The following is a 26445-nucleotide window of genomic DNA, read 5'->3' on the forward strand; positions in this document are numbered from 1 at the left end:
CGCTAGCCCTCCCGGGCCGCGTTCGCAGAACGAACACCCTTTATGCGGGCGCCAGGAAACCCAGCTTGTCGTAGGTCCGTGCCAGCGTCCGCGACGCCACCTCACGGGCCCGCTCCGCGCCCCGCGACAGGATCTTGTCCAGCTCCGCCGTGTCATCCAGGTAGGACTTCACCCGAGCCTGCACCGGGGTCACGAACTCCACCAGCGCCTCGGCGACGTCCTTCTTCAGGTCGCCGTAGCCCTTGCCCGCGTAGTCGTCCTGCAGGTCGGTCGCGGACCGGCCGGTGAACGCCGACAGGATCACGAGCAGGTTGGACACGCCCGGCTTGCGCTCCGGGTCGTAGACGATCTCCCGCTCGGTGTCGGTGACCGCGGACCGGATCTTCTTCGCGGACACCTTCGGGTCGTCGAGCAGTTCGACGATGCCGCTCGGCGAGGACGCGGACTTGCTCATCTTCGCGCCGGGGTCCTGCAGGTCGTAGATCTTGGCCGCGTCCTTGAGGATGAAGGGCTCCGGCAGCGTGAACGTCCTGCCGAACCGGGTGTTGAAGCGCTGCGCGAGGTCGCGGGTCAGCTCCAGGTGCTGGCGCTGGTCCTCACCGACCGGTACGTGGTTCGCCTGGTAGCACAGGATGTCCGCGGCCTGCAGCGACGGATACCCGAACAGGCCGAGCGTGATCCGGTCCTGTGCCTGCTTCGCGGACTTGTCCTTGAACTGCGTCATGCGGCTCGCCTCGCCGAACCCGGTGAGGCACTGCATGACCCAGCCGAGCTGCGCGTGCTCCGGCACGTGGCTCTGGACGAACAGCGCGCCGCGGTCGGGGTCGATGCCGAGCGCCAGCAGCTGCGCCGCGGACACACGGGTGCGTTTGCGCAGCAGCTTGGGGTCGTGCTCGACGGTGATCGCGTGCAGGTCGACCACGCAGTAGAACGTCTCGTGCGTCTCCTGGAGCGCCACCCACTGGCGCACCGCGCCGAGGTAGTTGCCGAGGTGGAACGAGTCCGCCGTCGGCTGGATCCCGGACAGGACTCGGGGGCGACGCTCTTGCGTTTCCTGCACGGCGCGATTCTCCCAGAACGGGGCGGGCGTGGCCGCCGGCCCCCTCGAACCACGCTACGGCATGCCACCGACAGTTCCGCGGGTGTGCCGCGGGCCTGTCCACAGGGGTGGTGAAGCCGCTCTCCATCGGCGGTGGGCCGGGCGTGTGTGGGGTAGCGTCGGGGCCGGTGCCGCGATCAGGCGGCACCCCGGACGAGCGCGTGTCGTACCCGGCCAGGCAAAGACGACGCGCAACCGACCATGAACTGGATCATTCTCGTCGTCTCCGGCCTGTTCGAGACCGTCTGGGCGATCGCCCTCGGCAAGAGCGCCGGGTTCACCAAGCTCGTCCCGTCACTGGTGTTCTTCGGTGCGCTCGTGCTCAGCATGGGCGGGCTGGCCTACGCCATGCGCACCATCCCGATCGGCACCGGCTACGCGGTGTGGGTGGGCATCGGCGCGGTCGGTACCGCGGTGTTCGGGATGCTGTTCCTGAACGAGCCCGCCACGGTCGCCCGCCTGCTCTGCCTGCTGCTGATCATCGTCGGGGTCGTCGGCCTCAAGCTCGCCCACTAGCCCCCGAGGCGTCAGGCGGCCGCCTGGTCGGTCGGGTCGGCGTCGGCTATCGGGGCGGACGGCGCGGCGGCCGCGGCCACGACACGGCGCCGGTGCCGCACCAGGCCGGTCACCAGGCCGCCCAGGCCCACCACGATGGCCGCGATGCCGACCGGGCCGATGGGGAACTGCATGTTCGACGCGGCGACGCCGTCAGCCGTGCTCGCACTCGCCACCGCCGCACCGGTCACCATGGCGACCGGCACCAGGGCCAGGACCACACTCACCCGAACCAGCTCGACCATCGTCGAGACAACTCGGTTGCGCACTGGTGCGCCTCCTGCGCTCGTCACCTTTTTGGGAACCCCCGTTTGGGGGGCCGCAGATCGGGAACCCCTACACACGGTGGTGTCGAGTTAGCCCAATCGGTACGTCGCGGGAGAGTAGACCCCTCGTCGTGTGGACGATCACGCGGGTCTGGCGCCGCCCTGCTGACCTGCGGCGACCCAACCGTTGCGCTCCGCACCGGCGATGAGGGCCGTCATCGCCTCGCCCAGTGCGTTGGACGCCTGACCGATGTGCGCGGTTCTCTCCCGGACCGTGTCGGCCGTCACGCCCGGCGTCAGCCACGTGCCGCCGCCCGCCATCCAGTTGAGCAGGTTCGGCTCCAGCCGGTCGATGGCCTTGGCGAACCGCGCCTCCGGGGTCTCGCGCGCCTCGAACTCGTCCCACAACGCCCGGAACTCGCGGGCCTGGTCCTCCGGCAGCAGCCCGAACAGCTTGTCCGCCGCCGCCAGCTCCCGTTCGACCTGGTCGGTGCGCAGCTCGTCGTTGTAGATCGGGGTGTCCCCGGCGTAGATCTCGACGAGGTCGTGCACGACGACCAGCCGGATCGTGTGGCCGACGTCGATCGGCTCGTCGGCGTACTCGGCGAGCACCGGCACCATCAGCGCCAGGTGCCAGGAGTGCTCGGCGTCGTTCTCCCGCCGGTCGGCGGCCGCCAGCGTCGACGCCCGCAGCACCGTCTTGAGCCGGTCCACCTCGATCAGGAAGGCCAGCTGCTGCCCGAGCCGCCCGTCGATGGGCAGCGGCCTGCGGTCGGTGAGCAAGGGTTCGTCCACGCCGCGACCCTGTCATCCGGCCGGAAGCGCGGGCAACCCGGTTACGCTGCGGCGTCGTGAAGATCACCGTTCTCGGCAGCTGCGCCGCCTGGCCGGAACCCGGACGGGCGTGCGCCGGGTTCCTCGTCGAGCACGCGGGGTTCCGGCTCGTGCTCGACCTCGGGTTCGGGACCCTGCCGCGACTGCTCGCGCTGTGCCCGCACGGGGACGTGGACGCGGTCGTCGTGACCCACCAGCACAGCGACCACTGCGTCGATCTCAACGGGCTCCTGCGGGTCCGCCACTACGGCGAACGGACCTTCGACCGCATCCCGCTGTACTGCCCGCCCGGCGTGGCCGAGCTGGTCGACGGTCTCGAACCCGAGCCGCGGCTCGCCGAGCTGTTCGACGTGCACGAGCTGCCCGCCACCCACGATCTGGGCCCGTTCGCGCTGACGAGCGTCGAGCTGCCGCACCACGTGACCAACGCGGGCGTGCGGTTGCGGGCCGGGGGCAGGACGGTCGCCTACACGGGCGACACGGGACCGTCGGAGCGGCTCGCGGAGCTGGGCCGGGACGTCGACCTCTACATCGTGGACGCGACGCTGCAGCACCAGCCGGACGGCCCGCGCAACGTGCTGTCCGCCGCCGAGGCCGGGTACTGGGCCGCACAGGCGCGGGCGCGGCGGCTCCTGCTCACCCACTTCTGGCCCGGCAACGACCGGGACGTGTCGCTCCGCCAGGCCGCCGAGCACTTCTCGGGTGACCTGCTGGCTGCCGACGAGGGCCTGGTCGTCGATCTCGACTAGCAGGTGGTGCCCGCCAGCGGGCGCACGTACTCCTCGGACACCCAGCGGCCCTCGCCCAGCTTGCGGAAGCCGTTCCTGACCTCCGTGGAGGCGTCGACCTCCTCGCCCTGCGCGAGCTCGTCCACCACGTTCGCCGGGTCGATGGCCGGCGCCGACCGGACCCGCAGGCCGTCGGTGGTGGACTCCACCCGGCAGGCCACCGTCTCGCTGGAGGCGGGCGCCTCCTGTTGCTGCTCACGACGCTGGTCGGCGCCCTGCACGTACAGCAGCCCGACCCCGGCGAGCAGCACGAGCGCGATCAACGTCCGCTTGCCACTCCACTTGATCTTCACCGGCATGCTCCTCAACGCGCGGAGACTTCTCGACCTGTATAGCTCAGCGCCCTCAAGATGCACATGACCGGCAGGACGAACCACTCTGCCGAAGCAGCGACGGGGCGACCACCAGCACGCTCCGTGAACGGAAAAGCCACGCCCCCGTGAGGACGTGGCTTTTCCGGCGTCGCGGGAAGGATCAGGCGGAGGCCATCCTCTTCTGCAGGTTCTCGTCCAGCGTCGCGAGGAACTCCTCGGTGGTCTGGAACTCCTGGTCCTTGCCGATCAGCAGCGCCAGGTCCTTGGTCATCCGGCCGCTCTCGACGGTCTCGATGATGACCTTCTCCAGGGTCTCGGCGAAGCCGATGACCTCGGGCGTGCCGTCCTGCTTGCCGCGTGCCTCGAGGCCGCGCGTCCAGGCGAAGATCGACGCGATCGGGTTGGTCGACGTCGGCTTGCCCGCCTGGTGCTGGCGGTAGTGCCTGGTCACCGTGCCGTGGGCGGCCTCGGCCTCGACCTTGCCGTCCGGCGTCATCAGCACCGACGTCATCAGGCCGAGCGAGCCGAAGCCCTGCGCGACCGTGTCGGACTGGACGTCACCGTCGTAGTTCTTGCACGCCCAGACGTAGCCGCCCTCCCACTTGAGCGCGGCGGCGACCATGTCGTCGATGAGCCGGTGCTCGTAGGTGAGGCCCTTGGCGTCGAACTCCGACTTGAACTCGGCGTCGAAGATCTCGGCGAACACGTCCTTGAACATGCCGTCGTAGGCCTTGAGGATCGTGTTCTTGGTCGACATGTAGACCGGGTACTGGCGCTCGAGGCCGTAGCGGAACGAGGCGCGCGCGAAGTCCTCGATGGACTTGCGGTGGTTGTACATCGACAGGGCGACGCCGCCGCCCTCCGGGTAGTTCGCGACCTCGAACTCCATCGGCTCACTGCCGTCGGCCGGGGTGTAGGTCACGGTCAGCGTGCCGGGGCCGGGCACCTTGAAGTCGGTGGCTTTGTACTGGTCACCGTGGGCGTGACGGCCGACGATGATCGGCTTGGTCCAGCCCGGCACCAGCCGCGGGATGTTGGAGATGACGATCGGCTCACGGAAGATCACGCCGCCGAGGATGTTGCGGATGGTGCCGTTCGGGCTCCGCCACATCTTCTTCAGGCCGAACTCCTCGACCCGGGCCTCGTCGGGCGTGATGGTGGCGCACTTCACACCGACACCGTGCTTGGCGATCGCGTTCGCGGCGTCGACCGTGACCTGGTCGTCGGTCGCGTCCCGGTGCTCGATGCCCAGGTCGTAGTACTCCAGGTTGATGTCCAGGTACGGGTGGATCAGCTTGTCCTTGATGAACTGCCAGATGATGCGGGTCATCTCGTCGCCGTCGAGCTCGACGACCGTGCCCTGGACCTTGATCTTGGCCATGTGCCGGGATGCTCCTCTCGCGTCTTCGGTGCGCGCGTGCGGTACCTTCAGCCCCCGCAAACGGTACACGCGTACTGCTAGCCACGCTCACGCGAGGCCCACGACCCCGGCTCACTTCCGGGCTTGCCACTCCTCCGCCAACATGGCGTACACGACCTCGTCGGTCCACTCGCCCTTCACGATCTCGTTCTTCACGAAGTGCGCCTCCCGGCGCATGCCGAGCCGCTCCATGAGCTTCGCGGACGCGGCGTTGCGGGCGTCGGCGCGGCCGATGATCCGGTGCAGTCCGAGCCGTTCGAACCCCATCCGCAGGACCTCGACCGCCGCCTCGCGGGCGTAGCCGTGGCCGTGGTGGCGCGGGTCGAAGATGAACCCCAGCTCACCGCTGCCGTACTCGGCCGACAGCCAGCGCAGGTTCACCTCGCCGACCAGTTCACCGTCGTGCTCGACGGCGAAGACGACGCCGTCGCCTTCCTTCTCGATCGTCGGGTGGTCGATGCGGAACTTCAGCGACTGCGCGGACTCCTCGCGGGTCCGCGCCTCCCACAACAGGAAACGCGCCACCTCGGGCAGGCTGTGGTACGCGTGCAGGGTGTCGAGATCGGACTCGGTGAACCGGCGGAGGACGAGGCGGGCGGTCTTGATCGGGTAATCGGGCCTGAGCACACCGCCAAGCTACGCGAACCGGCGCGCGGGAACCGACAGCACCGGACGGGGGCCGTGGCTACCCTCCGCGAGGCAGGCCGACGTGCCATGATGACGCCATGGCGCTCTGGCTGACCACTGACTCCGAGGCGAACGAACTGCTCGACCGCGAGCCGTTGGCGCTCCTCATCGGCATGCTGCTGGACCAGCAGATCACGATCGAAACGGCGTTCGCGGGCCCGAAGAAGATCCTCGACCGCATCGGCTCGCTCGACGCGCGCACGATCGCCGAGTACGACCCGGAGAAGTTCGCCGCGCTGTGCTCCACGCCGCCCGCGATCCACCGCTTCCCCGGCTCCATGGCCAAGCGGATCCAGGCGCTGTGCCAGGGCCTGGTCGACGAGTACGACGGCGACGCCGAGGCCCTGTGGACGGCGGGCAAGCCCAACGGCGCCGAGGTGCTCAAGCGGCTGAAGGCGCTGCCCGGCTACGGCGACGTCAAGGCGCAGATCTTCCTTGCGCTGCTTGGCAAGCAGCGCGGCCTGAAGGCGACCGGCTGGCAGAAGGCCGCCGGCGAGTTCGGCAAGAAGGGCACGCACCTGTCGGTCGCGGACATCACCGACCAGGCGAGCCTGCTCGAGGTGCGCGCGTACAAGAAGCAGATGAAGGCGGCCGCGAAGGCGGCGAAGGCCTAGGGCCTGCCACGGAAAGCGCTCACCGACACCGCGCGCTCGGTGTCGGTGAGCGGCTCACCGCGGAGGTACGTCGCTACCGCGGCTGAGCGCCGGGGCCCATCGTGAACTTCATGTTCGACACCCGGTGGTACTCGTCGAACTCGACGGTCGCCGTGAAGGCGGGGCCCTCGATGAGCATCTGGGTTTCGTTCTCCTGCAGGCGCAGGCCGCGGTTCCGTGCGTAGGACCGGACGGCGCGGCGGTGCTCGTGGAAGCGCAGCTCCATCAGGCCCTGCTGCAGCACGCGGGTCACCCTGGGGCCCTCCGGTGCGGGCAGCAGGAAGTCGGGGTGCTCGATCAGCATGCCGACACGGGTGCCGCCGCCCACGGGGCCCTGGTAGCCGGACCACCGCTGGGAAACGGCTTTGGCGGCCTCCATCATCAGGGACGCGACCTGCGCGGGGTCGGTCGGTGAGCCGGGGAGGTCGTCGAACGGGACCTCCGGCTCGGACAGCTGCGGGATGCCGTGCTGCTTCCCGAAGTCACGCAGTGACTCGGCCAGCCAGATGACCTCCTGCCGGTAGCCCGTGGGGTTCGCCCACGACCACAGCCACGAGCGCGGGCCGGGCGCGGCGCTGCCGAGCAGGTGCATGGCGGTCGCGGTCACCGGGTGGTCACCGGTGAAGGCGAACCTCGGCGCGGCGAGGTCGACCTCCCACGAGTGCTCGCCGATGACCTCCGAGAGGTGGAGCTGGTGTTCGAACGACAGCAGCGCGGCGTCGTCCTGAAGATCGAGAAAGGTAGGCACGACGGCGACGGTACCGGTTGGCGATGCCCTGAAAGGCGCTTTCAGGGCATCGAACCGGAGACGGGGGTCAGGGTTTGCGGCCCACCGCCGCCGCGCTGCACTCCTCGACCTGGCTCAGCGGGCGCAGGCGCGGGCCGTCCGGCCACCACAGGTCCGACAGCTCGATGTCGCCGGGCTTGCCGGGGCCCGGCGGGATGATCTCCAGGCCGGGCAGGAACTCCCGCAGCTGCTCCTTCGTGCGGAACTTGCCGGACCCCATGGGGCTGTGGATGAACACGTCCTCCATGCGGCGCGCCAGCTCGCTGTGGCCGGGTGTCTGCGGGTCGAGGAAGTGCGAGATCGCGACGAACGAACCCGACGGCAGCGCGTCGACGTACTCCTTCATCAGCTCGCCGCCGTTGTCGGCCGTGTAGTGGTGCAGCGTGCCCACGTGCAGCAACGCGATCGGCTTGGTGAAGTCGAGGTACTTGCGCACCGTCGGGTTCTGCAGCACGTCCTGCGGTTCGAAGATGTCCGCCGCGACGAAGTGGGTGAAGTCGTTGTCCTCCAGGAGCGCCTCGCCGTGCGCGATGACGACCGGGTCGTTGTCGACGTAGACGACACGGGCCTCGGGGTCGATGCGCTGGGCGATCTGGTGCGTGTTCTCGGCGGTGGGCAGGCCGGAACCGCAGTCGAGGAACTGGCGGATGCCGCCCTGGTCGGTGAGGAAGCGGACCGCCCTCGTCAGGAAGTTCCGGTTCGACCACGCGAGGTCCTGGGCCTCCGGCGCCACCTTCTGCACCTTGTGGAAAACCTCGCGGTCGATCGCGTAGTTGTCCTTGCCCCCCAGGAACGCGTCGTAGACGCGGGCGATGCTCGCCCTGGTCGGGTCCACCCCGACCGGAACCATGCTCGGCGCGTCGTACTTGGACGCCGTCTCGGACATCGCAAACCTCACAGACAGACTGGGTCGGGAACCAACTCAGCGTAGCGACGCCGACCAGGTCGGTAAACGCTGGAATCGATCTTGAAAACCCCGTGTGAATGCCCGTGCATCTGCACCTGCGCTGGTGAGAAAGTTGCGCTGACCACTGATTTTCCCTGTGCGGCACCGGAAAAGTCACCCGTTCGGTCTAGCGAGATCACACGGGCGACCTACAGCTGAACGGATCGTGAACTCCGGATCGTTCCACGTCCGGCCCGCGGGCGCCGACCCTAACCTCGGCACGGGAGGGCTGTAGTGGGTATCGCCGAACTCATCCGGACCGTCGCCGAACTGCTGCTGTCGGGTGAGGGGACCTGGTTTCTCGCGCTGGCGGCCGTCAGCCTGATCGCGGCACCGGTGGTGCAGCGCTGGATCTCGGGGCGCAAACGCCTCTACTACCGCGTGCAGAGCGACTCCAAGATCGGTCTCGACGTGCCGCTGCACGACGCCGACGACGGCGACGGGCACGCCGACGAGGAGCTGATCGCGGTCGCGAAGGTGGTCGGCAGGCTGAGCTTCGTGGTGATCCGCATTCGCAACACCGGCGGCGACGTCGAGCTGCGCGACCTCGGCGAACCCGTCGAGTTCACCTTCCGGGGCCGGGTCATCTGGAACGCGCGCGTCTCCGATCCCAGCGTGCCGAAGCACCGCGAGGAACTGGTCGACGCCCTGGAGTTCTTCTCCGACGACGAACCCGCCGCGCACGTCTCCGTGCCGCTGCCCAAGGTCCGCAACGAACTGCTCACGCGCTGGCGTGAGCTGCTCCGCACCACACCGCCCGCCGACAACAGACCCCCGCCGCCGCCACCACCGGTGTGGCACGGCATCCGGCTCAAGCGCACGCTCTCCCTCGCCGCCAAGGAGAAGTTCAAGATCGTGGTGGTGTTGCGCGAACCGGACTCGAACACGTCCACCGACCGCACCAAGGGCGTCGACGGGCCGACCGGGCAGCGCAGGATCCGGGACGAGCGCACGGTCCGCCGTGCCCGCTGGCCACTGGTGACGGCCGGCGTGGGGGTGCTGCTCGCCGGTGCGCTCGTGGCCGCGAACGTGCTGCCGGACGCGGCGAAGGCGGCCGACCCGGCCGTCGAGTGCGTGCGCGGCGAGGTCGACGTCGTCGGCTCCAGCGCGTTCGCGCCGGTGATGACGACGGTCGCCGGCCGGTACTCCCGCGCGTGCGACGGCGCGACCGTGCGGGTCACCGCGACCGGCAGCATCACCGGGGTCCGGCAGCTGGCCGGACTCGCGCCCGCGCGCCGCGCCACGATGGCGGCCATGTCCGACGGCGAGGTCGGCGAGGCGACCGGTGACCTGGTGGCGCAGCCGGTCGCGGTCGTCGTGTACACGTTGGTGGCCAACGACTCCGTGGGCATCGACGGGCTGACCGTCGCGCAGGTGCGGGACATCTACGCGGGCCGCTACCGCGACTGGGCGCGGCTGCGGCAGGGCCCGTCGCTGCCGATCCGGATCGTGGGCCGCGGCCAGGAGTCGGGCTCGCGGCGCACGTTCGAGCAGACGGTGCTGGCCACGACGTCGGAGGGCGGCCTGACGTCCGACTCGTGCGAGACGGCGGACCGCGTCCCGGACGCGCCGGTGATCCGCTGCGAACGCGGCACGGAGGCGCAGCAGATCGACGAGATCGCCTCGACGCCGGGCGCCATCGGGTATGTGGACCTGCCGTCGGCGCGGCCCGGCCTCACGACGCTGTCACTGGACGGCGAGCGGCCGTCGGTCAGCGGCATCTCCTCGGGCTATCCGTTCTGGGCCGTCGAGTACCTCTACACGAAGGGGATCCCGCCGACCGGCAGCCTGCTCGCGACGTTCGTGGACCACCTGCGCGGCCCGGCGTCGGGCGCGGCGCTGACCGACGCCGGCTACACCCCGTGCACCGGTAGGGACGGCCAGCTGCACCTGCTGTGCCAGAGCTAGAACCGACGCCACGCGGTGGTCGCACAGAGCACGGTCACCAGCGCCAGCACTGAGGCGAACAGCGCGGGCCACAGGACGTCCATAGTGAGGGCGAGCAGCACGTTCACGACCGTCGCCGCCAGGTACAGCGCGGCCAGGAGCAGTGGCGCGGCGGCCGGGTGCCGCACCCACGACGGTGCGGTTCGGCGCGGTCTGCGTCGAAGCATCGCACCTCCAGGACGTCACCCCGGAGATCGCGCCACGCCGGGCGTCAGTTACCGCGTTCCGATCTCGATCTGATCACCAGGAACACCAGATCGGGCTCACCTCGGGGCACGGGGATCTCCAGCGTCTCCACCGGGCCCCAGCGCTCCGCGAGCGCGGCGACGAAGGCGGGCGCGCGGCCCGCGCTCCACACGGCCAGCGCCCCGCCCGGCCCGAGCGCGTCGTCGAGCATCGCGAGGCCCGCCGGGCCGTACAGCGACGCGTTGCCCTCGTCGACTGTCCACTCCGGACCATTGTCGATGTCCAGGCACAGCGCGCCGAACCGGCCCGCGGACGGCAGCCACGCCAGCAGGTCCGCGCGCACCACCCGCACCCGGGGGTCGGCGAGCGCCGCCGCGTTGCCCAGCTCGGCCCGGTTCCAGTCGATCACCGCCTGCTCGCGTTCGACGACGACCACGGCGCCGACGGCCGGGTGGGCCAGCGCCTCGCGGAGCGAGAAGCCGACGCCGAGCCCGCCGATCAGCACGGCCGCGCCTGGTGGCATGCGGTCGGCGGCGGCGCGGACCATGAGCCGCTCCGACTCGCCGTTGCGGGTGTCCATCAGGAACACCCCGTTCGCGATGATCTCGTGGTGCGGGCCCACCCGCCGCAGCACCAGCTCCCCGCACACCCCGTCGACCCGCGCCAGCACCTCGGACACCACACCAACAGACTAGAAGCGAACCCGGCCGAACGGATTTACCCTGGGGTCATGCATGCCGCAACCGGCGACCGGCTGCACGTGCACGGTCGCACAGTAGGTAACCCGGACCAGATCGCTGAGATCATCGAGGTACGCGGGAAGGACGGCGAGCCGCCCTACGTGGTCCGCTACCCGGACGGGCACGAGGGCCTCGTGTTCCCGGGCCCCGACTGCGTGGTGGAGAAGGAGACGACGTGAGCGGTGCCCCGGGGTCGTCCAGGACACCCGGGGGCATCGCCCACGCTGTTGCCCGCGCCCGGTCAGACCCTCGTGAGCTCGTCGATCAGCGCCTCGACGTCGAAGTGCTCGCTCTCGCTGCCGAGCGGGACCAGCGCCTCGGTCGCGTCGAGGAAGTCGGCGACCGCCGCGTGGTCCACCTCGAGCAGGGCGTAGCCCTCCGGCGACTCGATCTCGACGACGAGCATGTTCAGCCCACGATCCTCGAGCGGGCTGAACCGGACGTCACCGAGCCCGGCGGACTCGGTCAGCCCCGCCTCGAGCAGATCGCGGGAGAACACCCACTCGACCCACCGGTCCCGTTCCGTCTGGAACGCGGCGACCACCGTGTACGGGTGGTCGGCGCGATAGGACCAGCGGGAACGGACCGGCGTGGCGCCGTCGTACAGCGCGACGAGCTCGACGTGAATGGCTTCCGTGGTCATCTCTGGCCCTCCTCCTCGATCCGCCACTGGGTGTGGGTCGGTCGAGGATGAGATGCAAGGGAGTGCCGGATCTGACGAACGAAGCCCGATGTTCACGCCATCAGGTATGACCTGCCCCACACGTGTAACGCGTGACCTGGGGCTTTACCGTCAGATGAGGCCGAGACCGCGCACGGCGTCGCGCTCCTCGGACAGCTCGCGCACCGACGCGTCGATCCGCTCGCGGGAGAAGTCGTCGATCTCCAGACCCTGGATGATCTCCCACTTGCCGTCGGCGCAGCGGACCGGGAACGACGAGATCAGGCCCTCCGGCACGCCGTAGGAACCGTCGGAGACCACCGCCATGGAGGTCCAGTCGGTGCCGTTCACCCAGTCGTGGACGTGGTCGATCGCGGCGTTCGCGGCGGAGGCTGCCGACGACGCGCCCCTGGCCTCGATGATCGCGGCACCGCGCTTGGCGACGGTCGGGATGAAGGTGTCCTTCAGCCACTCGTCGTCGTTCACGGCGGCCGCGGCGGTCCTGCCGCCCACCTCGGCGTGGTACAGGTCGGGGTACTGGGTCGCGGAGTGGTTGCCCCAGATCGTCATCTTCGAGATCTCGGTGACCGAGACGCCCAGCTTGGCGGCGAGCTGCGACAGCGCGCGGTTGTGGTCGAGGCGGGTCATGGCGGTGAACCGCTCGGCGGGCACGTCCGGCGCGTGCTGCTGGGCGATCAGCGAGTTGGTGTTGGCCGGGTTGCCGACCACGAGGATCTTCACGTCCTCGGCGGCGCCGGCGTTGATGGCCTCACCCTGCGGCTTGAAGATGCCGCCGTTGGCCTCGAGCAGGTCGCCGCGCTCCATGCCCTTCGTGCGGGGCCGGGCGCCGACGAGCAGGGCGACGTTGACGCCGTCGAAGGCACGCTTCGGGTCGTCGGTGATGTCGATGCCCTCGAGCAGGGGGAAGGCGCAGTCGTCGAGCTCCATGGCGGTGCCCTCGGCGGCCTTCAGCGCCGGGGTGATCTCCAGCAGTGACAGCCGGACGGGCGTGTCGGGCCCGAGGAGCTGCCCGGAGGCGATGCGGAACAGCAGTGCGTAACCGATCTGGCCGGCGGCACCGGTGACGGTGACCTTGACGGCAGCCTTGCTTGCCACGGGGAAGATCCTCCCGAATACGAAGAGAAAAACCGGTGCGGCGAGGCTATCAAGGTGCGGCGTTTCAGCGGGTCACGCGGGTACCGGGGGCGGAGAAATATCACTTGATGGATTTAGTGCCGGTGACCTGTTGTTGCCGTGCGCGGGTCGGGCCGGTACGTGGCTCGCCATGCTTTTCCCATGCGTGGATGGGTGGCCGTCGCGGCCGGGGTGATGGTGCTGCTGGCTGGCTGCGTGTCGCGGACGGCGGAGCCGACGGCGGCAGTCCCGACGACGACAACCACGACAACCAGCCCGACGGCCCGCACGCCCGATCCGAAGATCGGCACCGAGATGGCCTCGATCCTCTCGGATGGCGATGCCGGGCGGTTCAACGAACGCATCTGCCCTGGCACCCCGCGCATCAAGCCGGTGTCGGCGATCGGCGCCGACTACGCGCACACGCTGGCGGCCGGAGTCGAGAGCCGGTACCTCCCCGGCGTAGGCGACAGGGTCGTCGCGCGGCTCAGCGTCCGCGCCGGGCTGGACCTCGTGCTCGTTCTGGGGCTGAACTACAACACCCACGAATGGTGCACGTACTCGTTCACGTGGTGCCCGATCGGGGCCACCGGGCTACCCCCGTTCGCGGCCGTGAGGGACTCCGAGTACCCCGCGTCCGAGGAGTTCACCCGGTCGATCCTCTGCGGTGGCTGACTCACGTGTCGTGCGGGCCGCGCCCGCTCATACGATCTCGGCCATGGCCGACATCGAGTTCTCCACGCCGTCGACGCTCCCCCAGCCCAACGGGTACAGCCACGTGGCCACCGTCGGTCCGGGCAGTCGGCTGGTCTGGACGTCCGGTCAGGTCCCCGTCGCCGCGGACGGCACCGCGGCGCCCGCCGGGGACTGGGCGGCCCAGACCCGCCAGGCGATGCACAACGTCGGCGCCGCACTCGCCGCCGCCGGCGCGACCTGGCATGACGTCGTCAAGCTCACGTTCTACGTCGTCGACACCTCGGAACTGGCGACCGTGCGGGCGGTGCGGGACGAGTTCGTCGACGTCGAACGGCCGCCGACCAGTTCACTCGTCCAGGTGGCCGGCTTGTTCCGGCCGGACCTGCTGATCGAGATCGAGGCGGTCGCGGCGATCGCCGACTCACGTGTCTAGCGGGCCGCCCTCGATGGTCATCGCCACGAAGATCATGCAGGCGCCGAACGCCGAGTAGGTCAGGCAGTCGACGGCGCGGCCGCGGATCATGATCAGGCCCGCCTGATCGTCGGACAGCAGGGCGCGCAGGCCCGCGGCCAGGAACAGGGCGAGGCCGATCAGGACGGTGCCCTGCCGCCAGTGGTACAGGATGATCCGGAACAGGCCGAACGCCACCACCGCCATCACCAGCCCGAACGGCAGGTGCGCCAGTACCGGGTGCCTGCGGCGGTGGGGGGTGGTCATGCCGACGCCCGCTCCGCCGCCAGGACCGTGTTCGTCAGCAGCATGGCGATCGTCATCGGGCCGACGCCGCCCGGCATGGGGGCCAGCCAGCCCGCGACGTGGCGCACGTCCGGGTGGACGTCGCCGACCAGGCCCTCGTCGGTGCGGGTGATGCCGACGTCCAGGACCGCGGCGCCCGGCTTCACCATGTCCGGCGTGATCAGGGCCGGGTTGCCGGCGGCCGCGACCACGATGTCGGCGCGGCGGACCTCGGCGGCCAGATCCTTCGTGCCGGTGTGGCACAGGGTCACGGTCGCGTTCTCCGAGCGGCGGGTCAGCAGTAGGCCCAGGGGACGGCCGACCGTCACACCCCTGCCGACGACCGTCACGTTCGCGCCCGCGACCGGCACGTCGTAGCGCTTCAGCAGCTCGATGATGCCGACCGGCGTGCACGGCAGCGGGCCCGTCTCACCGAGCACGAGCTTGCCGAGGTTCATGGGGTGCAGGCCGTCGGAGTCCTTGGCCGGGTCGACGCGCTCCAGGGCGGCGCCCGCGTCGAGGTGGCCGGGCAGCGGCAGCTGGATCAGGTAGCCGGTGCACGCGGGATCGGCGTTCAGCTCGTCGATGACCTCGTGCAACCGCTCCTGCGTGATGTTCGCGGGCAGGTCGCGGCGGATCGAGTTGATGCCGACCTTGGCGCACGCGTTGTGCTTGCCGCGGACGTACGAGTGCGAGCCGGGGTCGTCGCCGACCAGCACGGTGCCGAGACCGGGCACGACGCCCCGGGCGGCCAGTGCCCGCACGCGCACGCGCAGGTCCTCGAAAATCGCGTTACGGGTGGCCTTGCCGTCCAGGATCGTCGCGGTCACGCCGTACATACTCTCACCGAGCGGAGCCCGCGGGGCGAGCAGTGTCATCGCGGTCGGACGCGGATGGCGGCGATGCCGACCGCGACCATCGTGAGGGTGATGCCGACGCCCCTGGTCGCCGACAACTCCACGCCCTCCGCCGGGACGAACAGGTCCAGCAGCACGGCGCCCACCAGCTGACCGGCGACGGACGCCAGGCCGAGCAGCAGCACGCCCGTCACCCGGACGGCTGTCACCGCGGTCATGATCGCGACGATGCCCAACGTGCCGCCGGTGTAGAGCCACCACTGGCTCGGCATCGAGTCCGGCAGGCCGCGGACCAGCACGTCGACCACGGCGGCGACGAGCAGCGCACACGTGCCGACGAGGAAGTTCACGACGGTCGGCACGACCACGTTGTCGGCCGCGACCCGCACCTGGCCGTTCACCGCCGACTGCCACGCGAGGCCAAGACCTGCTACTGCCGGTAGCACGGCCCACCAAAGTCCACCCGGATCGGTGACCAAGCCGTGGTCGGAGACCGAAACGATCACGGCGATCACAGCGAGTGACGCGCCAATGGCTCTGGGGAGTGTGATGGGCTGGGGGCCGCCCGGTCCGAGCCCGGCGCGGTCGACGGGCAGACTGGACACCACCTGACCTGCGACGACGGCCACCGTGAAGACGGCGACACCGAGGATCGAGACCGTCAGACCCTGGGTCGTCACGAGGAACGCGCCACAGGTACCGCCGAGCAGCTGCCACGGGCGTAGTGCCATCGTCCGCACCGATTCGACCAAACGCCCCACCCCGGCGCGCGCGGCTGGCAAGATCGGCAAGGCCGCGAGCAGCAGGACAGACCCGACGGAGAAGGAGATCAGAGCAGCGAGAACGCCGTCGTTCAGCTGATGACCGAGCTGGCCGTTTATCCGGCCCTGCACCGCGAGCCCCACCCCGCCGAGAGCGGCCAGCGCGGCCCCCGCCGCGCGGACACGGGCGGTTGGGTGGTGAGCTGAGGAGACAGCGGACGTCGTCACGTGTCGTCATCCTCGCTCACGCGACCTTGCGAGTGCGAAGAGGGCCAGGTAGAGAAGCAGGCTGTGACGCCGACCGAAGGACAAGGGAAGATGTCACCGTGGCACAACCGACCCAGCTAACCCCGACTGAGCAGGACGCCCTGGTCAAACAGATCGGGCTGGCGATGCTGCGCGTCGCCCCCGAGGACTGGGAGCAGCTCACCGTCGACTACCGCGCGGTCGGCCGCTACGCCGAGTCGACCGGCCAGGTCGCCTACTCCGACGGCGGCACCGAGCCGTGGACCATGCCCGCCGACCTGCAGGGCCTGTTCGCCCGCCTGCGGGCCGGGATGTACCGGGAGGGCCGCGGCACCTGGTTCAACGCGCGCTACAAGCTCGACCACCCGTCGAGCTACAACCTGGAGTACGACCGCGACGAGCCCACGTGGGAGCTGCCGCCCCCGCCGCAGGCCTACCCGGACGACATGCGGCTGTTCCCCCGCACGGAAGACAACGTGCCGGAGTGGCTGCGCCGCAGGCTCGCCCAGGCGCCGCCGCCACCAGGACCGCCGCCGGGCGCGCCCATGCCCGACCGGGCGCCCGGCCCGCCGCGGTTCCGGGTCGCGCGGATCTTCGACGGCCCCGGTGAGGACGGCCGTCCGTCGGTGAACCGGCCCCAGGTCGACGAGATGGACATCCAGGACATCCTCGACTACCTGGACAACGGCCCCCTGGTCGGTCCGGCTCGCGGGTACGACGTCGACCGGCTCGACCCGAACGGCCAGCAGTCCGTGCCGGTGGCGTTCCACACGGACGGCACGTGGATCTGGCCCGCGGCCGTGAACTACTACCTCCGCGAGCACGACATCGCGCCGGAGCCGGACCTGGTGGAGCACATCCGCCGGATGCGGTTCCAGCTCCCGCAGGTCGACGACGCGACCCGCGCGGCGGCGCAGCAGTTCCTCGGACCGCCGCCGCCCGGCCCCGGCCCGCGTCCCGGTCCGCCTCCTGGCGCGGCGCCCGGACCGGCACCTGGACCGGCACCGACGCGCGCCATGCCAGTGCCCGCACCGGCGCCGGCACCGAAGGCGCCCCCGATGACGCCGCCGCGTGCCGCGCTGCCGTCGCAGGGGCCCGCCGCGGCGGAACTCGACCACCTGCGTGCCCGGCTCGAGGACATGGACGTGCCGGAGACGGCGTACCGGATCGGCCCGCCCGCCGGCCGCGGCTGGACGATGGAGCAGACGGACGAGGGCTGGCGCGTCGGCTGGCACGACCAGGACTGGGTCGCGCCCGCGATGTTCGAGGACGTCGCGGACGCGTCGGCGTTCCTGCTGGGCAAGCTGCTGCTGGACACCGACCGGTGGGCGGCGGGCCCGAAGAACCCGGAGCTGCCGCCGATGCCGGTGGCGGTGCCCGCACCGCCACCGGCGCCGCCTGCCGCACCGCCCGCGGAGGACCACGGCTTCGAGCCGATGTCGGCGCCGATCGAGGGCTTCGCCCCGACCGGTCCCGGCCGCGACTTCGGCGCCGCGGGTACCGGGCGGGAAGGCTTCGCCACCGCCGGCCGCGACGACTTCGGCGGCCGGGACACGTTCACCCCGGCGGCCTCCCCTGCCGACGAGTTCGGCGGTGGCCGGGACAGCTTCACCCCGCCCGCGGGCGGCCGCGACGAGTTCGGCCGGGAGGCCTACACGCCACCCGGCAACGACTTCGGTGCCGACCGGGAGGACGTCGGTACCGGCCGGGGCGCCGAGCCCCGTGACGAGTTCGGGACGAGGATCGTCAGCCCGCCGCCCGGCACGCCCGGCTTCACGCCGCCGTCTCCCGGTGGTCCGGTCGGGCCGCCGCCGGGGACGCCCGGGTTCACCCCGCCGCCGGGGACCCCACCCCGCGGCGAGCCCGCGCACACGATGGCGATGGAGCCGCCGTCACGGGCGGAGCCGCCGTCACCGCCACGTGGGGAGCCCGCGACCACCATCGCCCGTCCGGCGAACGGTGCCGCCGCGGCGCCGCCCGGGGCGGAGTGGCCGATCGCGCCGCTGCCCGGTGAGCCGCCGCTGACGCTGTTCCGCGGCAAACGGATGATCGAGCTGGAGCCCGGCACGGAGATCGACCGGTTCGGCGACGACGACGGCAACCTCGTGTACGCCGCGGGCACGCCGTTCGCGGAGCGGTCGCTGGTGCCGGAGTGGATCGACCGGCCGTACCACGTGTACCGCGTGCGCCAGCCGGTGCAGGTGCTGACCGGCGCCGCGATCCCGTGGTTCGACCAGCCGGGCGGTGGCACGGCGTTCCTGCTGCCGGACGCGATCGGTGACCTGGTGGCGCACGGCCACCTCGTCGAGGTCGAGGGCGCGGACGCGCCCCGCGTGTAAGGGTTTCCGAGAGGGTGGCGGGCCTGGCCCGCCACCCTTTCACGTCTCCAGGCGGCCGTGCCGGGCGAGCCAGCGGGCGTACGCCTCCTGCCGCGCCGGGGCCTTGTGCCAGTAGCAGTCGGTGGCGCGGGCCAGCAGCTCACGCGTGTCGGCGTCGGTCAGCGGGCCCTGTTCGGACCACACGATGAGGTGCCGGGTGCGGAGTGGCGCCCCCACCAGCGGGCGTGTGGCGATGCCCGGGCGGGCGCGGCTCGCGGCCTGCAGCAGCATCACGCCGTTGCCCATGGCCGCGAGTTCGGCGGCGATCTCCAGGTCCAGGCTCTGCAGCTCCGGCATGGGCACGTCGTGGCGCAGGCACACGTCCCGCACGTAGCCCGCGAACCAGTCGTCGGTGATCGCGGCGGTGTACCACCGCTTCCCCGCGACCTCCCGCAGCGGAATCTCCTCGTACCCGGCCGCCGGCGAGTCGGTCGCGACACCGACGAACAGCGGTTCGGTCGCCACCGCCGCCTTCACCAGGGTCGCGGACAGCGGGATCTCGTGGCCCGGTGCCTCCTGGCACACGACGAGTTCGAGACGTCCGTCCGCGAGCAGCTCCAGCTGGCGGTCGCGGTCGCCGGTGACCGTGAGGTCCACGGTGGCGGCCGGGACGACCTCGGGGACGAGCGTGGTCATCTCCGACGTGATCGTGCCCGGCGTCGCCGCCACCCTGATGACGGCCGGCGGGCCGGTGCGCTGCCTGCGGACGCTGCGGTCCAGCTCGTGCACGGTCGCCAGCACCGCCTTGGCGTGCGCCAGCACGACGTCACCGAGGGCCGTCGGGTGACAGCCCTCGCGGTCGCGGCGGAACAGCGGGCCGCCGACCCGGCGCTCGACGCGTTGCAGCTGCGCGGTCAGCGCGGGCTGCGACACGCCAAGGGCGGCCGCCGCCTTCGTGATGCTGCCGGCCCGCGCGATCGCCTGGACCAGCTTGAAGTGTCGCACCTCGAGGTCCACCTACAGATAGAGGGGCGCGGGCCCGGCACGTGACGGCTGCGCCGGTCATTCACCCACTTGGAGGCCGTGAGCGGCGGCGAACGCGATGGCCGTGTCGATGTCCACGCGGGTGCCTGCGAGGGTGGCCTGCCGCAGACCGTTCGCGTCGAGCTGGGCGCCGCGCAGGTCCGCGCCGCCGAACCGCGTCTCCGCGAGGCGGGCGCCTCGCAGGTCGGCGCCGGTCAGGTCGCAGTCGCGCAGGTCGGCGCCGGTCAGGTTCGCCTCGCGGAGACGCAGCCCCGACAGGGTGGTCTTGCGCAGGTTCGCACCCGCGAGGCTCGCGAGCGTGAGGTCGGTGTCGCTGATCTTCACCGGCCGGAACCGGCATTCGAAGAAGTTCGTGCCGAGGAACGTGCAGCCCGCGAACTCGCTGTGCATCAGGTTCGTCCGCTCGAACGTGCACGACCGGAACGCCGACGTCGTGTGCTTCGACTCGCCGAGGTCGGCGCGGCTGAAGTCGCAGTGGTCGAACGTGCAGCCCTGCGTGACGAGGCCACGCAGGTCGGCGTCGACGAAGTCGACGTGCGCGAACCGCCTGCCCTCCCAGCTCTGGTTCGACAGGTCGGCGTCGCGGAAGTCCTCGGTCATACCCGCAGACTAAGTGGTCAGAATCGGAAGTCCTTCGGGGTCTCGGCGGAGGACTTCCAATTCTGACCACTAAGGAACGACCACGACAGGTCTGCGTGCTTCGGTGATGAGGTACTTCGCGACACCGCCGCCGCCGCGGCCGACGACCACGCAGTCCGCGTGCACCTCCTCCGCGACCTTCTCCAGGCCGTGGCCGGGGTCGCCGCGGTGGTGGACCAGCTCCCAGCGCACGCCGGCGCTGCCCAGGTAGTCGTTGATCGTGCGGCGCAGCTCGTCGACCAGTTCGCCCGCGGCCTCGGCGGCGGTGGCCATGCCGAACGGCGACCAGTAGGCGGGGCTGGTCAGCGGTTCCACGTAGACGAACACGAGGCGTGCCCGCTCACGCCGGGCCAGGCCGCTCGCCCAGGCGGCGGCGTGCAGCGCCGCCGGCGTCCCGTCGACGCCGACGACGATCACCGCAAGCCCGTCCTTGCCGGCCTCGTAGTCGTGCACCTCCGGATCCTATGGCCGCGACCTCACGAGGTGAACCCGTTGTCCCGCACGGTGATCGGCCGTCGCAGGTTGACCATCCCGGACGGGAACCCGTCGTACGGCTCGACGTCGGTGTAGCCGAGCCGGCGGTAGTACTCGACGACGGCGGTGCGCTCTGGCTCGACGCTCACCACGACGCGGGTGAAGTAGTTCCGTGCCGCGTGCTGGTGGGCGCACGCCATCAGCAGCCGCCCGATGCCGCCGCGGTGGGCCGGGCGCACGTACAGCCGTTTCACCTCAGCTGTGCCCAACCCGCGCGACACGAGGCCCACGCAACCCGCGGGCTTGCCCGCGCGGTAGGCCACCCACAGGCCGCCGGGCGGGCGGTAGACCTGCGCGAGTTCGCGCAGTTCCCGGCGCAGCGCCGGCGGGAGGTCGTCGACGGTGGCCGGTTCGCGCCACCCCGTCTCGACGCGGGTGACGGCCAGGTACTCGAAGACGAGGTCCGCCGCCGCCTTGACCGTGGCAGGTGTGGCGAACGCGTTCACGATTCCGACCAGCGCCATCGATCGTCAGCGGAAGTCCCGTGAGCGGCTGGGGATGCGCAGGTCCAGGTGCTCCAGGTGGTCGGCCTGCAGGCTGGTGACGCCCTCCGCGTTCTCCACCACGCCGCGCACCAGCAGGGCCGAGGAGTTCCGCGCCGTCCTGCGGTAGCGGGTCCACAGGCCCTGTGTGCACACGACGTTCACCATGCCGGTCTCGTCTTCCAGGTTGAGGAACGTGACGCCGCCCGCCGTGGCCGGGCGTTGGCGGTGGGTCACCGCGCCGCCGACCAGTACTCGGGTGCCGCTCTTGACGTCCGGCAACGCGGCCACCGGCAGCGCGCCCTGGCCGGTGAGCCACTTGCGGACGAACTGCGTCGGGAAGCTGTCCGGTGACAGGCCCGTCGCCCACACGTCCGCCACCGCGGTCTCGATGCCGTCCATGCCCGGCAACGGCGGGGCTTCCGCGCCGACCGTGGTGCCCGGTAAGCGGTCGGGGCGTTCGCCCGACACCGCGCCCGCTGCCCACAGCGCCTCGCGGCGGGCCAGGTCGAAGCCGCTGAACGCGCCGGCCGTGGCCAGGGCCTCCAGCTGGGCTCTGGTCAGCTGGGTTCGCCGTGCCAGGTCGGCCATGTCGCGGTACGGGCCGCGCTGTTCCCGCTCCGCCACGATCCTCTCCGCCAGGTCCTGGCCGATGGTGCGGACCGTGCCGAGTCCTGTGCGGACGGTCTGCTCGCCCGCCTCGTCCGGTTCCAGGGTCGCGTGCGGGTCGCTCCTGTTGATGTGCGGGCCCTGGACCGTGACACCGTGGCGGCGTGCGTCCGCGACCAGCGACTGCGGGCTGTAGAAGCCCATCGGCTGGGCCTTCAGCAGCGCCGCGCAGAACGCCGCCGGGTAGTACAGCTTGAACCACGCGCTCGCGAACACCAGGTACGCGAAGCTCAGCGCGTGGCTCTCCGGGAAACCGAAGTTCGCGAACGCCATCAGCTTCTCGTAGATCCGGCCCGCCAGCTCCTCGTCGATGCCGTGCCCGGCCGCACCCTCGTAGAACCGTTCCCGCAGGCGTTCCATGCGTCTCGTCGACCGCTTGGCGCCCATGGCCCTGCGCAGCTCGTCGGCCTCCGCGGCGCTGAAGTCGGCGACGTCCACCGCCATCTGCATCAGCTGTTCCTGGAACAGCGGCACACCCTTGGTCTTGCGGAGCGCGTTCTCCAGCAGCGGGTGGTCGTAGGTGATCGGCTCCTTCCCGTTGGCCCTGCGGATGTACGGGTGGACCGAGCCGCCCTGGATCGGGCCGGGGCGGATCAGCGCCACCTCCACCACGAGGTCGTAGAACTCCTTCGGTTTCAGGCGCGGCAGGGTCGCCATCTGCGCCCGGCTCTCCACCTGGAACACGCCGACCGAGTCGGCCTTCCGCAGCATCGCGTAGACCTTCTCGTCCGCCAGGTCCAGCTTGTCGATGTCCACCTCGACGCCGTGGTGCTCGGCGACGAACTCGACCATGTACCGCAACGCGGACAGCATGCCGAGGCCGAGCAGGTCGAACTTCACGAGACCGATCGCCGCGCAGTCGTCCTTGTCCCACTGCAGGACCGTGCGCTTGTCCATGCGTGCCCGCTCCACCGGGCACACCTCGCTGACCGGGCGGTCGCAGATCACCATGCCGCCCGAGTGGATGCCCAGGTGCCGCGGGAAGTCCTCCAGCTGACCGGCCAGCTCCAGCACCGTCACCGGCACGTCGTGGTCGTTCTCGCCGACGGTCTCCTTCACCGGCGCCCACCGGTCGATCTGCTTGCTCCACGCGTCCTGCTGGCCCGGCGAGTACCCGAGCGCCTTCGCCATGTCACGCACCGCGGACTTCGCCCGGTACGCGATCACGTTCGCCACCTGCGCCGCGTGCCGCCGGTCGTAGCGCTCGTACACGTACTGGATCGCCTCTTCGCGGCGGTCGGACTCGATGTCCAGGTCGATGTCCGGTGGGCCGTCGCGGGCCGGGGCCAGGAACCGTTCGAACAGCAGGTCCCAGCGGACCGCGTCGACCTTCGTGATGCCCAGCGCGTAGCAGACCGCCGAGTTGGCCGCGGAACCCCGGCCCTGGCAGTAGATCCCCCTGCTCCGGCAGAAGTCCACGATGTCGGCGACGATCAGGAAGTAGCCGGGGAAACCCAGATCCTCGATCACCGCCAGCTCGTGGTCCAGCTGCGCGTACGCCTTCTGCGCCTGCTCGCGGGTGCCGTACCGGACGAGCGCGCCCGCGAACGTCTTGTCCCGCAACAGTTCGATCTCGCTGCGACCGTCCGATTCGAACGGCGGCAGGTTCGGCGCCACCAGCCGGAGGTCGAACGACAGCTGCAGCCCCAGCGCCGCGGAACGCTGCACCACACCGGGGTAGCGGGCGAACCGCCGTTTCATCTCCTCGCCGGAACGCAGGTAGGCGGTCGGCGCGGGCGGCAGCCAGCCGTCCATGTCGTCCAGGCTCCGTCTGGCCCGCACCGCGGCCATCGCCGCCGCCAGCTCGCCGCGGTGCGGTTGCGCGTAGTGCACGGCGTTCGTCGCGACCACCGGCAACCGCAGCTCGAGCGCCATCTCGGCGAGCAGGTCGTTGTGCCGGGTGTCGAGCGGCAGGCCGTGGTCGATCAGCTCGACGTAGGTGTGGTCGCGGCCGAACGTGTCCGCCAGCCGGTACAGCTGCGTGAACGCCGCGTCCGGCCCGCGTTCGGTCAGGGCGCGCCGCACGGACGCCTTGCGGCAGCCGGTGAGCACCACGACGTCGCCGCGGGTCTGGTCGACGACGTCGTCGAAGTCGTAGACGGGGCGGCCCTTCTCGCTCTCGTCGGCGAGCTGGCCGTCGGTGATCGCACGGCACAACCTGCCGTAGCCGGGCACGCCGGTCGCCAGCAGCAGCAGGTGGTCGCCCTCCGGGTCGGCGACCCCGTTCTGCGGCTGGGTGAGGCCCAGGCTCAGCTCGGTGCCGAACACCGTGCGGACCCCCAGCTCCCGCGCCGCCTCGGCGAACCGGACCACGCCGTACATGCCGTCGTGGTCGGTGATCGCGATGGCGTCCAGGCCGAGCAGCGCCGCGGACTCCACCAGCTCCTCCGGGTGGCTCGCCCCGTCGAGGAAGCTGAAGTTGGAGTGGCAGTGCAGCTCCGCGTACGGGACGCGGACGTCGCTGCCCGCGAGGTCGGTGACGCTGGGCGGGCCAACGCCCGCGGGCGCGGTGTAGCGCTCGCGTTTGTGTGTCCACGCGGGACTGTCGCCGCCGTCGCCCTGGGGTTGCGGACGTCCGGAGAGGATCCGTTCGACTTCCGACCACCGCACCGGCGGGTTGTTCCACCCCATCAGCGCACTCTGACGTTCTCCGTGCTGCGGCGCGGAAAAGGGATGACCAGGTCGAGGCCGTCCATCTCGTCGGCCAGACCGTCGGACAGGGTCGTGCGCGCCGGGTACCCCGCCATGCACACGGGGTTCGGGTGTCCGGTGACGAACGTTCGGCAGCTCGCGTTGGCGAACGGGCATGCCGGGCAGGGCTTGGGCATCAGTCGTAGATTCCTTCCACTGTCCACCGCTCCTCGGAAAGGACCAGGAGCAGCGCGGTCTGGGTGTCGTCTTCGTCGAGCAGGACCTGCAGGCGGGCGCGCCGGCACGGGTTGATCCACCAGCGCGCGTCGGTGGCCCACGGCCCGGCCCACGCGTGCACGCGGCGCGGCCGGCCGCCGTCGACCGAGACCTGGCACGGCCGGCCGGTCAGCTCGTGGCGCGCGCTGATGTCGACCGGGCGGCCCTGTTCGTCGAACACCTTGGCGGGCAAGGGTTTCGCGAGGACCGTGGCTGGTGACGGGGTGGGCAGGCGGCCCGGCCACGGCGCGTCCGGGGCGCGGCGCGGGGCCCGTTCGTCGCCCCACGGGATCAGCCGCACCTGCTCGCCGGGGTCGCGGCCGCCGCCGAGCACCGGGGTGACCACGGCCTCCGGGCCGAGGAGACCCTGCACGTGGACCATGGCGCGGCCCGCGCGTTCGTCGGCCTCCGCGCGGCCCGCGCCGCGCCACAGGTCGAGCTGCAGCGCGGTGCCGTCCACGACCTCCACCGGTTCGAGGCGCAGCCGGACCACGCCCGCGGACGGCCGCCCGTTCGCGCCGGTCAGCCAGCCGTCGAGCTGCCAGCGGACGCGGTCGGCGATGCCGCCCGGGGTCAGCGGTTCCGCGCACCGCCACACCCGCTCGTGCTCTTCGCCGTTGGCGGTCAACGCGTGGATGCCGAGGCGGGTGCAGGCGAGGCCGTGCGCGGCGAGACCGCTGTGCAGCTTCTCCGCGAGGGTGCGGCCGACGAACGCGGCCGCGTCCACCCGCTCCACCGGCGGGTCGAGCGCCTCGGCGACCACCAGGTCGGGCGGTGGCCTGCGGCGGGACGGCGGCCGTTCCTCCGCGCCGCGGGCCAGCCGGTGCGCCAGCACCGCGTCGGCGCCGAAACGGGCGGAGACGTCCTTCTCCGGCACCGCCGCGAACGCGCCCAGCGTGCGCAGGCCGAGGCGCCGCAACAGGTCGACGAGGTCGGACCGGTGGTGGCCCTCGGCGGGCCGGTGCAGCTCCCGGACGCTCAGCGGCGCCAGGAACTCCGGGCTCGTGCCCGGCGGGACCAGCAGCCCGCGCCGGGCGGCGAGGACGGCCGCGAACAACCCGTCGGCCACGCCGATCTCGCACTCCGCGCCCGTGCGCTCGGCGACCTGGTCGATCAGGCGTTCCGCGGCGCGTTCCTCGCCGCCGAAGTAGCCGGCGGGGCCGCGGGCAGGGACCGCGACCACGCCAGGTCTGATGATCTCGACGCCGACCGCCAGCTCCTCGACGGCCGCGGCGACGGGTTCGAACAGCCGCGCGTCCCGCACCGGGTCGTCGTCGAAGACGACCAGCTCGGGGCAGCGGCCCTGCGCGTCACGGCGGCGCATGCCCCTGCGGACCCCCTCGGCGCGCGCGAGCGCGGAACAGGCCACGACGAGGTTGGCCGACACCACCGCCACCGGCTGGTGCGGGGTCAGCCTGGCCGCCGCCGACGCGGCCGTCACCGGCCAGTCAGGGCACCACACGACGAGCATCCGTTCCACGCGGTCGAACATACGTTCGAACGATCAGGTCGTCAAGCGGAATGGGAAAGTCCTTGCAC

The 26445-nt window shown here is 71.2% G+C and carries 30 protein-coding genes and 1 riboswitch; of the genes, 8 read left to right on the forward strand and 22 right to left on the reverse strand.

Annotated elements, in window-relative coordinates; all coding sequences use genetic code 11:
• Positions 1–40: 40 nt before the first annotated feature.
• The gene (trpS, locus tag ACIBVP_RS38720; protein ID WP_396111472.1) at positions 41–1060 is read right to left on the reverse strand and encodes a tryptophan--tRNA ligase; all 1020 of its coding nucleotides are present in this window, start codon (positions 1058–1060) and stop codon (positions 41–43) included.
• A 164-nt stretch (positions 1061–1224) separates the two neighbouring features.
• A riboswitch (guanidine-III (ykkC-III) riboswitch) is annotated at positions 1225–1293 on the forward strand.
• Positions 1294–1300: 7 nt separating this feature from the next.
• Here trpS and ACIBVP_RS38725 point away from each other — a divergent pair.
• Positions 1301–1615: a DMT family transporter gene (locus ACIBVP_RS38725; RefSeq protein WP_396111473.1), complete on the forward strand. Its 315-nt coding sequence runs from the start codon at positions 1301–1303 to the stop codon at positions 1613–1615.
• Positions 1616–1626: 11 nt separating this feature from the next.
• Here ACIBVP_RS38725 and ACIBVP_RS38730 read toward each other — a convergent pair whose 3' ends face one another.
• Entirely contained in the window at positions 1627–1923 is a 297-nt protein-coding gene (locus ACIBVP_RS38730) for a hypothetical protein (protein WP_396111474.1), read from the reverse strand.
• A gap of 138 nt (positions 1924–2061) precedes the next feature.
• Positions 2062–2715, reverse strand: coding sequence for an HD family hydrolase (locus tag ACIBVP_RS38735; protein WP_396111475.1), 654 nt, complete (start codon positions 2713–2715; stop codon positions 2062–2064).
• Between the two features lie 56 nt (positions 2716–2771).
• Here ACIBVP_RS38735 and ACIBVP_RS38740 point away from each other — a divergent pair, with 56 nt between their 5' ends.
• Positions 2772–3503: an MBL fold metallo-hydrolase gene (locus ACIBVP_RS38740; RefSeq protein WP_396111476.1), complete on the forward strand. Its 732-nt coding sequence runs from the start codon at positions 2772–2774 to the stop codon at positions 3501–3503.
• On the opposite strand, the gene ACIBVP_RS38745 is transcribed toward ACIBVP_RS38740, so the two are convergent.
• From ACIBVP_RS38745 to ACIBVP_RS38755, 3 genes are all read right to left on the reverse strand, one after another.
• A complete protein-coding gene (locus ACIBVP_RS38745; RefSeq protein ID WP_396111477.1) occupies positions 3500–3835 on the reverse strand; it encodes an SH3 domain-containing protein in 336 nt (111 codons plus the stop codon). The genes ACIBVP_RS38740 and ACIBVP_RS38745 overlap by 4 nt on opposite strands.
• A 181-nt stretch (positions 3836–4016) precedes the next feature.
• Positions 4017–5237 (reverse strand): NADP-dependent isocitrate dehydrogenase, encoded by a 1221-nt coding sequence (locus ACIBVP_RS38750; RefSeq protein WP_396111478.1) that lies wholly within the window; start codon positions 5235–5237, stop codon positions 4017–4019.
• Between the two features lie 111 nt (positions 5238–5348).
• The gene (locus ACIBVP_RS38755; RefSeq protein WP_396111479.1) at positions 5349–5903 is read right to left on the reverse strand and encodes a GNAT family N-acetyltransferase; all 555 of its coding nucleotides are present in this window, start codon (positions 5901–5903) and stop codon (positions 5349–5351) included.
• 98 nt (positions 5904–6001) lie between these two features.
• Between ACIBVP_RS38755 and ACIBVP_RS38760 the strand changes: the two genes are divergently transcribed.
• Positions 6002–6577 (forward strand): HhH-GPD-type base excision DNA repair protein, encoded by a 576-nt coding sequence (locus ACIBVP_RS38760; protein WP_396111480.1) that lies wholly within the window; start codon positions 6002–6004, stop codon positions 6575–6577.
• A 73-nt stretch (positions 6578–6650) separates the two neighbouring features.
• Here the strand turns inward: ACIBVP_RS38760 and ACIBVP_RS38765 are convergent, their stop codons facing one another.
• Positions 6651–7364 carry a DUF6882 domain-containing protein gene (locus ACIBVP_RS38765; RefSeq protein WP_396111481.1) on the reverse strand — a complete coding sequence of 238 codons (714 nt, stop codon included), beginning with the start codon at positions 7362–7364 and terminating at the stop codon, positions 6651–6653.
• A gap of 67 nt (positions 7365–7431) precedes the next feature.
• A complete protein-coding gene (locus ACIBVP_RS38770; protein ID WP_396111482.1) occupies positions 7432–8289 on the reverse strand; it encodes an SAM-dependent methyltransferase in 858 nt (285 codons plus the stop codon).
• A 294-nt stretch (positions 8290–8583) separates the two neighbouring features.
• Here ACIBVP_RS38770 and ACIBVP_RS38775 point away from each other — a divergent pair, with 294 nt between their 5' ends.
• A complete protein-coding gene (locus tag ACIBVP_RS38775; RefSeq protein ID WP_396111483.1) occupies positions 8584–10257 on the forward strand; it encodes a PstS family phosphate ABC transporter substrate-binding protein in 1674 nt (557 codons plus the stop codon).
• Here the strand turns inward: ACIBVP_RS38775 and ACIBVP_RS38780 are convergent.
• Positions 10254–10463 (reverse strand): hypothetical protein, encoded by a 210-nt coding sequence (locus ACIBVP_RS38780; protein WP_396111484.1) that lies wholly within the window; start codon positions 10461–10463, stop codon positions 10254–10256. The genes ACIBVP_RS38775 and ACIBVP_RS38780 overlap by 4 nt on opposite strands.
• 44 nt (positions 10464–10507) lie before the next feature.
• Positions 10508–11164 carry a spermidine synthase gene (locus ACIBVP_RS38785; protein WP_396111485.1) on the reverse strand — a complete coding sequence of 219 codons (657 nt, stop codon included), beginning with the start codon at positions 11162–11164 and terminating at the stop codon, positions 10508–10510.
• A 48-nt stretch (positions 11165–11212) separates the two neighbouring features.
• Between ACIBVP_RS38785 and ACIBVP_RS38790 the strand changes: the two genes are divergently transcribed.
• Positions 11213–11401: a DUF1918 domain-containing protein gene (locus ACIBVP_RS38790; RefSeq protein WP_396111486.1), complete on the forward strand. Its 189-nt coding sequence runs from the start codon at positions 11213–11215 to the stop codon at positions 11399–11401.
• Between the two features lie 62 nt (positions 11402–11463).
• On the opposite strand, the gene ACIBVP_RS38795 is transcribed toward ACIBVP_RS38790, so the two are convergent.
• Together ACIBVP_RS38795 and ACIBVP_RS38800 are read right to left on the reverse strand one after the other, a co-directional pair.
• Positions 11464–11865: an SsgA family sporulation/cell division regulator gene (locus tag ACIBVP_RS38795; protein ID WP_396111487.1), complete on the reverse strand. Its 402-nt coding sequence runs from the start codon at positions 11863–11865 to the stop codon at positions 11464–11466.
• Between the two features lie 150 nt (positions 11866–12015).
• Positions 12016–12999 carry a malate dehydrogenase gene (locus tag ACIBVP_RS38800; RefSeq protein ID WP_396111489.1) on the reverse strand — a complete coding sequence of 328 codons (984 nt, stop codon included), beginning with the start codon at positions 12997–12999 and terminating at the stop codon, positions 12016–12018.
• A gap of 180 nt (positions 13000–13179) precedes the next feature.
• Here ACIBVP_RS38800 and ACIBVP_RS38805 point away from each other — a divergent pair, with 180 nt between their 5' ends.
• Positions 13180–13692, forward strand: a complete 513-nt coding sequence (locus ACIBVP_RS38805) for a hypothetical protein (RefSeq protein ID WP_396111490.1) — start codon at positions 13180–13182, stop codon at positions 13690–13692.
• A gap of 43 nt (positions 13693–13735) precedes the next feature.
• Positions 13736–14146, forward strand: coding sequence for a RidA family protein (locus tag ACIBVP_RS38810; RefSeq protein WP_396111491.1), 411 nt, complete (start codon positions 13736–13738; stop codon positions 14144–14146).
• On the opposite strand, the gene ACIBVP_RS38815 is transcribed toward ACIBVP_RS38810, so the two are convergent.
• From ACIBVP_RS38815 to ACIBVP_RS38825, 3 genes are read right to left on the reverse strand one after another with little or no spacing between them, the layout of a single operon-like run.
• Positions 14135–14431: a DUF3017 domain-containing protein gene (locus ACIBVP_RS38815; protein ID WP_396111492.1), complete on the reverse strand. Its 297-nt coding sequence runs from the start codon at positions 14429–14431 to the stop codon at positions 14135–14137. The two genes, ACIBVP_RS38810 and ACIBVP_RS38815, sit on opposite strands and share 12 nt — an antisense overlap.
• Complete coding sequence (locus tag ACIBVP_RS38820; RefSeq protein WP_396111493.1) at positions 14428–15279, reverse strand: bifunctional methylenetetrahydrofolate dehydrogenase/methenyltetrahydrofolate cyclohydrolase; 852 nt, start codon at positions 15277–15279, stop codon at positions 14428–14430. Before ACIBVP_RS38820 ends, ACIBVP_RS38815 begins: the two co-directional genes overlap by 4 nt.
• Positions 15280–15323: 44 nt before the next feature.
• Positions 15324–16295, reverse strand: coding sequence for a DMT family transporter (locus ACIBVP_RS38825; protein ID WP_396111494.1), 972 nt, complete (start codon positions 16293–16295; stop codon positions 15324–15326).
• Between the two features lie 98 nt (positions 16296–16393).
• Between ACIBVP_RS38825 and ACIBVP_RS38830 the strand changes: the two genes are divergently transcribed.
• Entirely contained in the window at positions 16394–18652 is a 2259-nt protein-coding gene (locus ACIBVP_RS38830) for a TNT domain-containing protein (protein ID WP_396111495.1), read from the forward strand.
• Between the two features lie 39 nt (positions 18653–18691).
• Here ACIBVP_RS38830 and ACIBVP_RS38835 read toward each other — a convergent pair whose 3' ends face one another.
• From ACIBVP_RS38835 to ACIBVP_RS38865, 7 genes are all read right to left on the reverse strand, one after another.
• Positions 18692–19636 (reverse strand): LysR family transcriptional regulator, encoded by a 945-nt coding sequence (locus tag ACIBVP_RS38835; RefSeq protein ID WP_396111496.1) that lies wholly within the window; start codon positions 19634–19636, stop codon positions 18692–18694.
• 57 nt (positions 19637–19693) lie between these two features.
• A complete protein-coding gene (locus ACIBVP_RS38840; protein WP_396111497.1) occupies positions 19694–20275 on the reverse strand; it encodes a pentapeptide repeat-containing protein in 582 nt (193 codons plus the stop codon).
• Between the two features lie 69 nt (positions 20276–20344).
• A complete protein-coding gene (locus tag ACIBVP_RS38845) occupies positions 20345–20767 on the reverse strand; it encodes a universal stress protein (RefSeq protein WP_396111498.1) in 423 nt (140 codons plus the stop codon).
• Positions 20768–20790: 23 nt separating this feature from the next.
• Positions 20791–21312 carry a GNAT family N-acetyltransferase gene (locus ACIBVP_RS38850; RefSeq protein ID WP_396111499.1) on the reverse strand — a complete coding sequence of 174 codons (522 nt, stop codon included), beginning with the start codon at positions 21310–21312 and terminating at the stop codon, positions 20791–20793.
• Positions 21313–21318: 6 nt separating this feature from the next.
• Positions 21319–24630: an error-prone DNA polymerase gene (locus ACIBVP_RS38855; RefSeq protein WP_396111500.1), complete on the reverse strand. Its 3312-nt coding sequence runs from the start codon at positions 24628–24630 to the stop codon at positions 21319–21321.
• Positions 24630–24827, reverse strand: a complete 198-nt coding sequence (locus ACIBVP_RS38860) for a hypothetical protein (RefSeq protein ID WP_396111501.1) — start codon at positions 24825–24827, stop codon at positions 24630–24632. The genes ACIBVP_RS38855 and ACIBVP_RS38860 overlap by 1 nt, the downstream gene beginning before the upstream one ends.
• On the reverse strand, positions 24827–26398 hold the full coding sequence (locus tag ACIBVP_RS38865) for a DNA polymerase Y family protein (RefSeq protein WP_396111502.1): 1572 nt from the start codon (positions 26396–26398) through the stop codon (positions 24827–24829). The genes ACIBVP_RS38860 and ACIBVP_RS38865 overlap by 1 nt, the downstream gene beginning before the upstream one ends.
• Positions 26399–26445: the final 47 nt, after the last annotated feature.

It is taken from the genome of Actinophytocola sp. NPDC049390, from assembly GCF_044466355.1.
Lineage (GTDB): Bacteria > Actinomycetota > Actinomycetes > Mycobacteriales > Pseudonocardiaceae > Actinophytocola.

Coding starts and splice junctions, on each gene's coding strand:
- ACIBVP_RS38805 (WP_396111490.1), top strand. CDS start 13,180: ATGCGTGGATGGGTGGCCGTCGCGGCCGGGGTGATGGTGCTGCTGGCT.
- ACIBVP_RS38760 (WP_396111480.1), top strand. CDS start 6,002: ATGGCGCTCTGGCTGACCACTGACTCCGAGGCGAACGAACTGCTCGAC.
- ACIBVP_RS38770 (WP_396111482.1), bottom strand. CDS start 8,289: ATGTCCGAGACGGCGTCCAAGTACGACGCGCCGAGCATGGTTCCGGTC.
- ACIBVP_RS38725 (WP_396111473.1), top strand. CDS start 1,301: ATGAACTGGATCATTCTCGTCGTCTCCGGCCTGTTCGAGACCGTCTGG.
- ACIBVP_RS38860 (WP_396111501.1), bottom strand. CDS start 24,827: ATGCCCAAGCCCTGCCCGGCATGCCCGTTCGCCAACGCGAGCTGCCGA.
- ACIBVP_RS38865 (WP_396111502.1), bottom strand. CDS start 26,398: ATGTTCGACCGCGTGGAACGGATGCTCGTCGTGTGGTGCCCTGACTGG.
- ACIBVP_RS38815 (WP_396111492.1), bottom strand. CDS start 14,431: ATGACCACCCCCCACCGCCGCAGGCACCCGGTACTGGCGCACCTGCCG.
- ACIBVP_RS38795 (WP_396111487.1), bottom strand. CDS start 11,865: ATGACCACGGAAGCCATTCACGTCGAGCTCGTCGCGCTGTACGACGGC.
- ACIBVP_RS38810 (WP_396111491.1), top strand. CDS start 13,736: ATGGCCGACATCGAGTTCTCCACGCCGTCGACGCTCCCCCAGCCCAAC.
- ACIBVP_RS38850 (WP_396111499.1), bottom strand. CDS start 21,312: ATGGCGCTGGTCGGAATCGTGAACGCGTTCGCCACACCTGCCACGGTC.
- ACIBVP_RS38750 (WP_396111478.1), bottom strand. CDS start 5,237: ATGGCCAAGATCAAGGTCCAGGGCACGGTCGTCGAGCTCGACGGCGAC.
- ACIBVP_RS38780 (WP_396111484.1), bottom strand. CDS start 10,463: ATGCTTCGACGCAGACCGCGCCGAACCGCACCGTCGTGGGTGCGGCAC.
- ACIBVP_RS38840 (WP_396111497.1), bottom strand. CDS start 20,275: ATGACCGAGGACTTCCGCGACGCCGACCTGTCGAACCAGAGCTGGGAG.
- ACIBVP_RS38855 (WP_396111500.1), bottom strand. CDS start 24,630: ATGGGGTGGAACAACCCGCCGGTGCGGTGGTCGGAAGTCGAACGGATC.
- ACIBVP_RS38790 (WP_396111486.1), top strand. CDS start 11,213: ATGCATGCCGCAACCGGCGACCGGCTGCACGTGCACGGTCGCACAGTA.